Here is an 8,463-nt window from a genome sequence, read left to right on the forward strand (position 1 = left end):
TTTTCCTTCTTTCACTATACTTTTTTTATTATATCTAGTCTAACAGAATCGTCAAATAACAGAAAGAAGGTGAGACAAATTCTTTAAAAAAGAATTTGTCTCACCAATCCTGCTGTCAGAAATTAGTTTGCATCTTTTCCGTGACAGTTCTTATATTTTTTCCCGCTTCCACAAGGACAAGGATCATTTCTACCAACCTTGTTCACATGGATTGGTTGTTTTTTCGCGCTAGTATTACTGTTTTCTTTGGCATCTCCATCTTCTGAGTGAGAAGCTGTTCCTTGAGAAACTTGCTCACGTTGTACGTTTTGACGGATCTCAGCTTTCATGAAGATACGAGTGACTTCATATTCAATGGCACCTACCATATCTTCGAACATCTTATAACCTTCTGTTTGGTATTCGACTAATGGATTGTTTTGACCATAGGCACGCAAGCCGATTGACTGACGTAATTGGTCCATTGCATCAATATGATCTGTCCATTTAGAGTCCACGACACGTAAGATCACGACTTTTTCAAATTCAAGCAGTTGCTCTGGTCCGTTCAATTGAGCTGCTTTGGTATTGAATACTTCTTGTGCTCGTTCGTTTAGATATTCTTTGATTTCTTGAGAGGTTTTTCCTTCGATATCTGTAAGGGAAATACTGTCTTCATGGACAAGCGTGCTGCCAGCAAAATCGACGATACTTTCCAAATTCCAATTTTCTTTTTCTAATTGCGTATGCGCATCTACCACACGACTGATTGTCCGTTTGACCATATTCATCAGTGGTTTAGATAAGCTTTTTTCTTCCATGATCACTTCTTGACGCTGTTTATAGATTACTTCACGTTGCTCACGCATCACGTCATCGTATTGCAAGACGTTCTTACGTGTGTCGTAGTTGTTTCCTTCTACGCGTTTTTGTGCAGCTTCTACTTGTTTCGTCAGCATCTTGCTTTGGATCACAGCATCTTCGTCACCGATCTTCATTCGATCTAAGAAAGCTTTGATTCGTTCTGAACCGAATCGTTTCATCAAATCATCTTCTAAAGACAAGTAGAATTGTGACATACCAGGGTCTCCTTGACGTCCTGCACGTCCTCGAAGCTGGTTATCGATACGACGAGATTCATGTCGTTCTGTCCCGATAACTGCTAGGCCACCAAGTTCTCTTACGCCAAGCCCTAGCTTGATATCTGTTCCCCGACCAGCCATGTTGGTAGCAATCGTCACTGCACCTTTTTGACCCGCATTCATGATGATTTCTGCTTCTTTAAAGTGATTTTTCGCATTCAGTACTTCATGAGGAATACGTTCTTGATTCAGCATATCTGATAATAACTCAGATGTTTCAACTGCAACAGTTCCGACTAAGACAGGCTGTCCTTTGCGGTAGCGATCTTTGATATCTTGTACGACAGCATGGAACTTGCTTTGTAATGTTGGGTAAAGCAAATCTGGTCGATCGTCACGGATGACCGGACGGTTTGTCGGAATCTGGTATACTTGAATATTATAAATCTCTCTGAACTCTTCTTCTTCTGTCTTAGCTGTACCAGTCATCCCCGCAAGTTTCTTGTACATACGGAAATAGTTTTGGAAAGTGATCGTCGCCATCGTTTTCGTTTCGTCTTCGATCTCTACGCCTTCTTTAGCTTCGATAGCTTGATGAAGACCATCTGAATAACGGCGTCCATCCATGATCCGACCCGTAAATTGGTCAACAATCAATACTTTTCCATCTTGAACAACATAATCGATGTCTAAAAGCATGATGTAGTTGGCTCTCAATGCTTGATCCAAGTGATGGGTCAATGCAGTATTTTCAATGTCATATAAGTTGTCCAAACCGAATGTTTCTTCAGCTTTTTCGATCCCTGCTTCAGTTAAACTGATTGTTTTTGATTGTATATCGATTTTATAATCTTCTTCTTCTTTCAAACGTTTCACGAAGTTGTCTGCTCTTGTATATAAAGCTGTTGATTTTTCTGCTTGCCCTGAAATGATCAGCGGCGTTCTCGCTTCATCAATCAAGATCGAGTCAACTTCATCGACAATGGCATAATTCAGCGGACGTTGTACCATTTGATGACGGTAAACGACCATGTTGTCTCTCAAATAGTCAAATCCTAATTCATTATTCGTGCTATAAGTGATATCGCAATTATAAGCCTCGCGTTTTTCATCCGAAGATTTTGAGTTGATATTCAACCCAACTGTCAATCCTAAGAAATTATAAAGCTCGCCCATTTCCGTCGAGTCACGGGTTGCTAAATATTCATTGACGGTAACTACGTGGACCCCTTCGCCAGTCAACGCATTCAGATACACCGGCATCGTTGCAGTCAAGGTTTTACCTTCACCAGTACGCATTTCAGGGATATTCCCATCGTGAAGCACGATCCCACCCATTAATTGTACGTGGTATGGATATAACCCCAATACACGTTTTGCTGCTTCCCGAACGACTGCAAAAGCTTCCGGAAGTAATTGATCTAATGTTTCTCCTTTTTGGTATCTGCTCTTGAATTCAGCAGTTTTTGCTTGTAATTGTTCATCAGTTAATGCTGCCATTTGGTCAGCGTATGATTCAACTTTTTTTGCAATGCTATCTAAACGTTTTAGTTCTTTCTTATCATTTTCGATAAGTGAACGAATCAAATTGGCCATGCGTTGTGTAATCTCCTTTTCCTTCTGTGTATTATCCAGACTATGTAGACTCTACTTTTTATTTTATCATTAGTTATAGATAATTGAAATATCTTAATCGTATTAAAGTAAGAACTTCATAATTTATTCATATTTTAACTAAAAAAGAGACGAACTCAAAAAAACTTGCGGCAGCTATTGACAGCTGCTGCAAGTTTTTGATGTTATTTAAGTATGGATGATCAGTCTGTTTCGATCAATCCGTATTTTCCATCTTTTCGGCGGTAAACGATACTTGTACCATTTGTTTCTGCATCTTCAAAAATAAAGAAGTTATGTCCCAGCATGTTCATTTGTAAGACTGCTTCTTCACTGTCCATTGGTTTCAATGAAAGGCGTTTTGTACGTACGATATCTAATTCAGAATCGTTTTCGTTTTCTTCCTCTCCATTGAATAAAACAGCAGCATCTGCAGTATTCATGCCCGTTTCACGGGATTTACGATTGATTTTTGTTTTGAATTTGCGGATTTGGCGTTCCAATTTGTCAACAACCAAATCGATACTTGCGTATAGATCTGGAGAAGTTTCTTCGGCACGTAATACAAGATAAGGTAATGGGATCGTTACTTCCACTTTTGCTGTTTTTTCTGTATAAACTTTTAAGTTCACATGCGCCGTAGCATCGGGTGCGTCACTGAAATAGCGTTCTAGTTTGCCTACTTTTTTCTCAACGTAGTCGCGAATCGCTTCAGTTACTTCGATATTTTCGCCGCGTACATTATATCTAAACATAAAAATTACCCCTTTCGTCTACCACAATCAAGAAGGAGAAGGACCACTCTTTCCCTCTTCTTAATTCTATTATATCGAACTCTAAGTTATTTGCAAATTAAATCGCTATCAAATTTCCACATCTGATTCATCTTGCCAAAGAAATGGTTCGGATGATTTTTGGCTGTGCGGTCTGCAAGCAATCTGCTGCATGAAAAAGTGTCTGACCTGTTGTATAGACATCGTCAATAATCAATATTTTTTTATGTTGTATCTTAGAAAGAGGTACAGCAAGCTCAAAAGGCTGAGGCATCTCCAATCTTTCCTTTCGCGTGTTTTTTGCTTGAGCAAGCAGATGTTGCTCTCTTTTGAGCAGCATCTGAAAAGGAATTTTTGCTGCTTTCAACATCTCGCTTACTTGATTGAATCCTCTTTCTAGCCACCTTTTTTCAGATAAAGGTATTGGACAATAAATATATGCCGGGTAATCTTTTTTTATCTGAGTCCATTTATATGCAAAAGTCCCTGCTAATCGGATGTGTCCCATAAACTTGTACCGATTGATCCAAGCCTGCATTTTTTCATCGTACGTAAAAAAGGCGCGGTGTTGAAAATCATATGCAGGATATTTCTTCTTCCATTCTTGACAGTCGTTGCAGAAAACGAAACTAGTCTTTGCTTTCTTTTTCGTCTCCTCGTATGTCAAATGGATTGGTTTTTGACAACCTGCACAACCTTTTGCTTCCAATAAATGGAATTGTGCGCGGCAAACTGAACAGGTCTGAGGAAGTCTATATTTCGACACACCGATGATCTCGCTGAATGTTAAATTTTGGATGATGTCTTTACTGCAGCAACTACATCTCACAGCATCTTCTTCCCTTCTTCGTTCATTTCTTTGATTTCCTGACAGGCTTTTCGAATAGCTGAAGTTTTTTCTTCATAGAAAAAATAGACTCGACTGTTCGTATAAGGACCTTTACGATCGGCTCTTCCTGCGATTTGCACCAAAGAGGATTTAGTAAAAACTGGATGATCTGCTCCTAAAACGATGACAGAGATTCTTTCAAATGTGACTCCTCGTTCTAGGATCATCGTGGTTAACAGTATCTCGTATGTTGCTTCTCGCATTTTCTGAACTTTCTTTGCCCGTTGATCGTCTTGTGAAGAAACATCTGTTATCTCATATTCTGGAAAAGCTTCTTGCAGTGTGACTTTTAAACGATGCATCATCGTAATACTTGGACAAAATAAAAGGATATGGTTTTCTTTGATTAGTTGCTGAATGATCCGCACCAAAGAGTTGATTTTCTTTTTGTTCCCACATTTTTGTCGCCAATTATTCATGAAAACAAGTACGGGTTCAGGAAGCAAGCGCCGATGAAAGCGCAAGGCAAGTTTGTGGATCTCAAATGTCTGCTTGATTTCCTTTAGTAACTTTTCCTCAGGCGTGGCGCTTAAGTAGATGAATCGACCGTCTGATTTGATTGCTGTTTGCACAGCGTGAGCTAGCCCAGCATCCCCGCTATAAGGAAAAGCATCAATCTCATCAATTACTAATAAGTCAAAGGATCGATAAAAACGATATAGTTGATGAATCGTACAGATAACAAAAGAACTAAAGGTATAAGCTGTTGTTGTATTCCCATGGAGTAACATGATTGTTTCTTCTGGAAAAACAGGACGATAACGTAAAAACAATTCATTACAAACGTCGATTCGCGGTGTACAAATGGCTACTCTTCCTCCAGCTTTTAACGTTTTCACTAAAATCGGATAAAGCATTTCTGTTTTTCCTGCACCTGTTACTGCCCAAATAAGATGGTGTCTTTTTTCTGAATGATAAAGTATCCTATCTGCGATTTCCGTTTGTTTTTCAGTAAGCTGTCCTGTCCAAGAAAAGACGACTTCTCGAGATTCTGCTTTTGGCTGATCAAATAAATATAACTCTTGTTGACTGTCGCATCGCCCTAAAGACAGGCAATGTATGCAAAAATAGCCATAGTCTGCAAGCTGTCCCTCAAAGAAAGGCTTTTTCACTCCACAACGATGACAAAGAATCCTGTTACCTAAACGTTCTACTGCTGCGATCTTCTCATAATTTGGTAAGTTTCCCTCCTCACAATCCATTGCTTCAATCTCTCTCGTAAGAAGCCTTCTGCCCCAAAAATGATTCATATCATTCGCCCTAAAAAAATATACGAAAAAACAAGCAATCTTTTTTTTGATTGCTTGTTTGATAGTTCTATATAATCTATTTATTCACCAATCAATGTAATTGCTTGGTCTAATACTTTTTCGCCATTCATCATTCCATAATCAGCCATATTGATGACGTCTAAAGGAATGCCTTTTGGTTCCAGACGTTTTTCAAAATCAGCTTTCATAAAGCGAACTTGAGGTCCTAATAACAGTACATCTACATCTTTATTTGCAAGATTATTATCTGCATCAGAAGCTGACACAGCGAAAATATCAGAATCGATTCCTTTTGCTTCCGCAGCTTTTTGCATTTTTGTTACTAGCAAACTTGTGCTCATACCAGCCGAACATACAAGCATGATTGTTTTTTTAGCCATACTTTTCTCTCCTTTTTAAAACAGACTACGCAAACGTTTTCTTAGCGTTTGTTACTCTATTATATAAAAAGAAAGAAATTTGTCAACGTTTTCTAAACACGGTTTATTTAATCAAATAGCCAGCTAGATTTCACTAATTTATTGAATACGACATATTCTTTATCCAAATTGATGACCACTACTTCATAGCCTGCATTTAACCAGCCGTAGGCACCCTTTTCTGGATGTCTATAGTCATTTGCCCACCAATCTGTGCTTTCCCTGGCTGTTTTGGGAAGTCCGTTACTGGGAAACAACAGTTCATCAAATTGGGTAAAGGTTAATGTTACTTGGGAGCCGCCGTTGTTCTTCAAATAATGCGTAATTGCATCATACTTTTTCATTCGTTCCTTCATCCCCGGATCCACCTGCCTTTGTCTTTATTATCGCATACTACAGTAATTGCGCAACCGTTATAGTGTTGAAACAACCTAGAACTTTCTTTATACTGAATAAAGCAACCGAAAAAAAGAGGTGACAAGATGATCGAACGTTATCGTACAATCAAAGAAAATGGACAAAGTGAGATTGAAATCAAGAAATCACGCTTTATCTGTTCTCTTAAACGAATAGAATCAGAAGAAGAAGCGAAAAACTTCATCCAAGAAATCAAAAAAGAACATTGGAAAGCAAACCATAACTGCAGCGCCTTCGTCATTGGCGAAAAAAATGAGATCCAACGTAGCAGCGATGATGGCGAACCAAGTGGAACGGCGGGCGTACCGATGTTGGAAGTCCTCAAAAAAAATCAACTGATCAATGTAGCTGCAGTAGTCACTCGATATTTTGGAGGAACGAAACTCGGCACGGGCGGATTGATACGTGCATACACTCATGCGGTCTCTCAAGCATTGTCCGACATTGGAATCGTAGAAGGTACCTTGCAACAGGAGATCTCCGTAGTGATCACGTATCCGCAACTAGGAAAATTACAAAATTATCTTGAACTACAGCATTTTTTCATAAAAGAAATCCAATACACTGATCAAGTCATCGTCATCTGTGCAGTGGATGAAAAAAATGCTGACAGCTTTAAAGAATCCATCATTGAGCTGCTGAACGGACAAGTCCAATTTGAAGAAGGTCCTGTTTCTTATCACGAGCAACTGATAACTGATCATAGATAAAAACAGGTGATTCTGATTCTCTTTTTTTCGAATAAGGAATCAGGGATCACCTGTTTTTTATTTTTCCAAATAAAACTCAAAACGATTTCCTACATATTGCGTACGCACATACTCAAATGGCGTACCATCTTCAAAATAGGAAATCTGACGCAAACGAAGAACGGCATCTCCTCGTTTCACCTCTAAATAGTCTGCGATTTTCTCAGAAGCCAATACAGCAGTAATCGTTTGATTCGCTGGACCGATTTTTTTCCCGCCTTTTTCTTCTAATGTGCGATACAGCGATTCAGTAATCTCTGCTTTGCTGTAGCCATCGATCAGCTTTTGCGGAACACTGGCTACTTCAAAACAAATAGGGACATCATCTGCATAACGAATACGCTCCATTCGCAAGATCGTGTCATCTTTACTCAAGTTTAGTTTTTCCATTTCACTTGAGCTTGGCGAAGTCAAAAAGTAAGAGATTGTTCGACTAGAAGGTACTCTATTTTGCGATTCCATGATTTCTGTAAAACTTGTCGCGCCAGACATCTTTTCTTGTACTTTTTCTCGCGCAACATATGTACCCGAACCGATCTTTCTTTCTAAGATTCCTTCATCTGCCAAGTTTTGAATTGCTTGTCTCAACGTCATACGGCTGACATTGAATTTCACTGCTAATTCTCTTTCTGAAGGAAGACGGTCTCCGACTTTCCATATACCTTGTTCGATTTCATTTTTTAATTGGTCATGAATCTGTATATATACAGGTAATTGATTCGACATAACGTACACCCGTCCTTTCGTTTCTTCTATTATAACTGGTATATACCTGATTCACAACTGAAAAAGATAAAGGATTCTATCCATAAACAGATGATGTAGGTACAAATCCTTCTTCCCATTCCTATTAATAGAATTCATTTTCTAGATATGTCCTATTGAGAAAATAACAAAAGACCCTATAATCGCTGAAAATGCCGATTTATGGATCTTTTGTTATTATTAGCGGTTTTTAGCCATCCATTTTTTGGTATGATTCGTTGGGCGTTTTGATTTTACATGGACTGCTTTTTCACCTTTTTTAGGAATGTTCACTTCGATATCGTATTTTTCTGATTTGACCAAGTCATATAACTTTTCAGCTGCTTCGTCTACTTTTTCTTTCCACTTCATTTTGACCCCTCCAATTTTTTTTGTTAACTTAACTCTATCTTAATTTGACAGAATCTTCAAGGAACAAGGTAGCAAAGCAAAAAAAGAGCTCTCGAACTTACGAGAGCCTACGGTTGTGCTATACTGGGGTAGCTGGATTCGAACCAACGCATGA

The 8,463-nt window shown here is 38.7% G+C and carries 9 protein-coding genes; 1 reads left to right on the forward strand and 8 read right to left on the reverse strand.

Annotated elements, in window-relative coordinates; translation table 11 throughout:
• Positions 1-122 precede the first annotated feature (122 nt).
• The 6 genes from secA to HMPREF2731_RS12765 all read right to left on the reverse strand — a co-directional run bounded on the left by secA (position 123) and on the right by HMPREF2731_RS12765 (position 6,383).
• The gene (gene secA / locus HMPREF2731_RS12740; RefSeq protein WP_002308589.1) at positions 123-2,657 is read right to left on the reverse strand and encodes a preprotein translocase subunit SecA; all 2,535 of its coding nucleotides are present in this window, start codon (positions 2,655-2,657) and stop codon (positions 123-125) included.
• Between the two features lie 221 nt (positions 2,658-2,878).
• The gene (hpf, locus tag HMPREF2731_RS12745; protein ID WP_002292771.1) at positions 2,879-3,430 is read right to left on the reverse strand and encodes a ribosome hibernation-promoting factor, HPF/YfiA family; all 552 of its coding nucleotides are present in this window, start codon (positions 3,428-3,430) and stop codon (positions 2,879-2,881) included.
• A gap of 127 nt (positions 3,431-3,557) precedes the next feature.
• On the reverse strand, positions 3,558-4,277 hold the full coding sequence (locus HMPREF2731_RS12750; RefSeq protein ID WP_070873124.1) for a ComF family protein: 720 nt from the start codon (positions 4,275-4,277) through the stop codon (positions 3,558-3,560).
• Positions 4,274-5,587 carry a DEAD/DEAH box helicase family protein gene (locus HMPREF2731_RS12755; protein WP_070873126.1) on the reverse strand — a complete coding sequence of 438 codons (1,314 nt, stop codon included), beginning with the start codon at positions 5,585-5,587 and terminating at the stop codon, positions 4,274-4,276. Before HMPREF2731_RS12755 ends, HMPREF2731_RS12750 begins: the two co-directional genes overlap by 4 nt.
• An 80-nt stretch (positions 5,588-5,667) precedes the next feature.
• On the reverse strand, positions 5,668-5,988 hold the full coding sequence (locus tag HMPREF2731_RS12760) for a PTS sugar transporter subunit IIB (protein WP_002292778.1): 321 nt from the start codon (positions 5,986-5,988) through the stop codon (positions 5,668-5,670).
• Positions 5,989-6,095: 107 nt separating this feature from the next.
• Positions 6,096-6,383, reverse strand: coding sequence for a DUF7662 domain-containing protein (locus HMPREF2731_RS12765; RefSeq protein ID WP_002292779.1), 288 nt, complete (start codon positions 6,381-6,383; stop codon positions 6,096-6,098).
• Positions 6,384-6,509: 126 nt separating this feature from the next.
• Between HMPREF2731_RS12765 and HMPREF2731_RS12770 the strand changes: the two genes are divergently transcribed.
• Entirely contained in the window at positions 6,510-7,154 is a 645-nt protein-coding gene (locus HMPREF2731_RS12770; RefSeq protein ID WP_002308585.1) for a YigZ family protein, read from the forward strand.
• 57 nt (positions 7,155-7,211) lie between these two features.
• Here the strand turns inward: HMPREF2731_RS12770 and HMPREF2731_RS12775 are convergent, their stop codons facing one another.
• Complete coding sequence (locus HMPREF2731_RS12775; protein ID WP_070873128.1) at positions 7,212-7,919, reverse strand: GntR family transcriptional regulator; 708 nt, start codon at positions 7,917-7,919, stop codon at positions 7,212-7,214.
• A 219-nt stretch (positions 7,920-8,138) separates the two neighbouring features.
• A complete protein-coding gene (locus HMPREF2731_RS15145; RefSeq protein ID WP_002292784.1) occupies positions 8,139-8,309 on the reverse strand; it encodes a hypothetical protein in 171 nt (56 codons plus the stop codon).
• Positions 8,310-8,463 lie beyond the last annotated feature (154 nt).

The organism is Enterococcus sp. HMSC072F02 (assembly GCF_001837725.1).
GTDB lineage: Bacteria > Bacillota > Bacilli > Lactobacillales > Enterococcaceae > Enterococcus_B > Enterococcus_B lactis.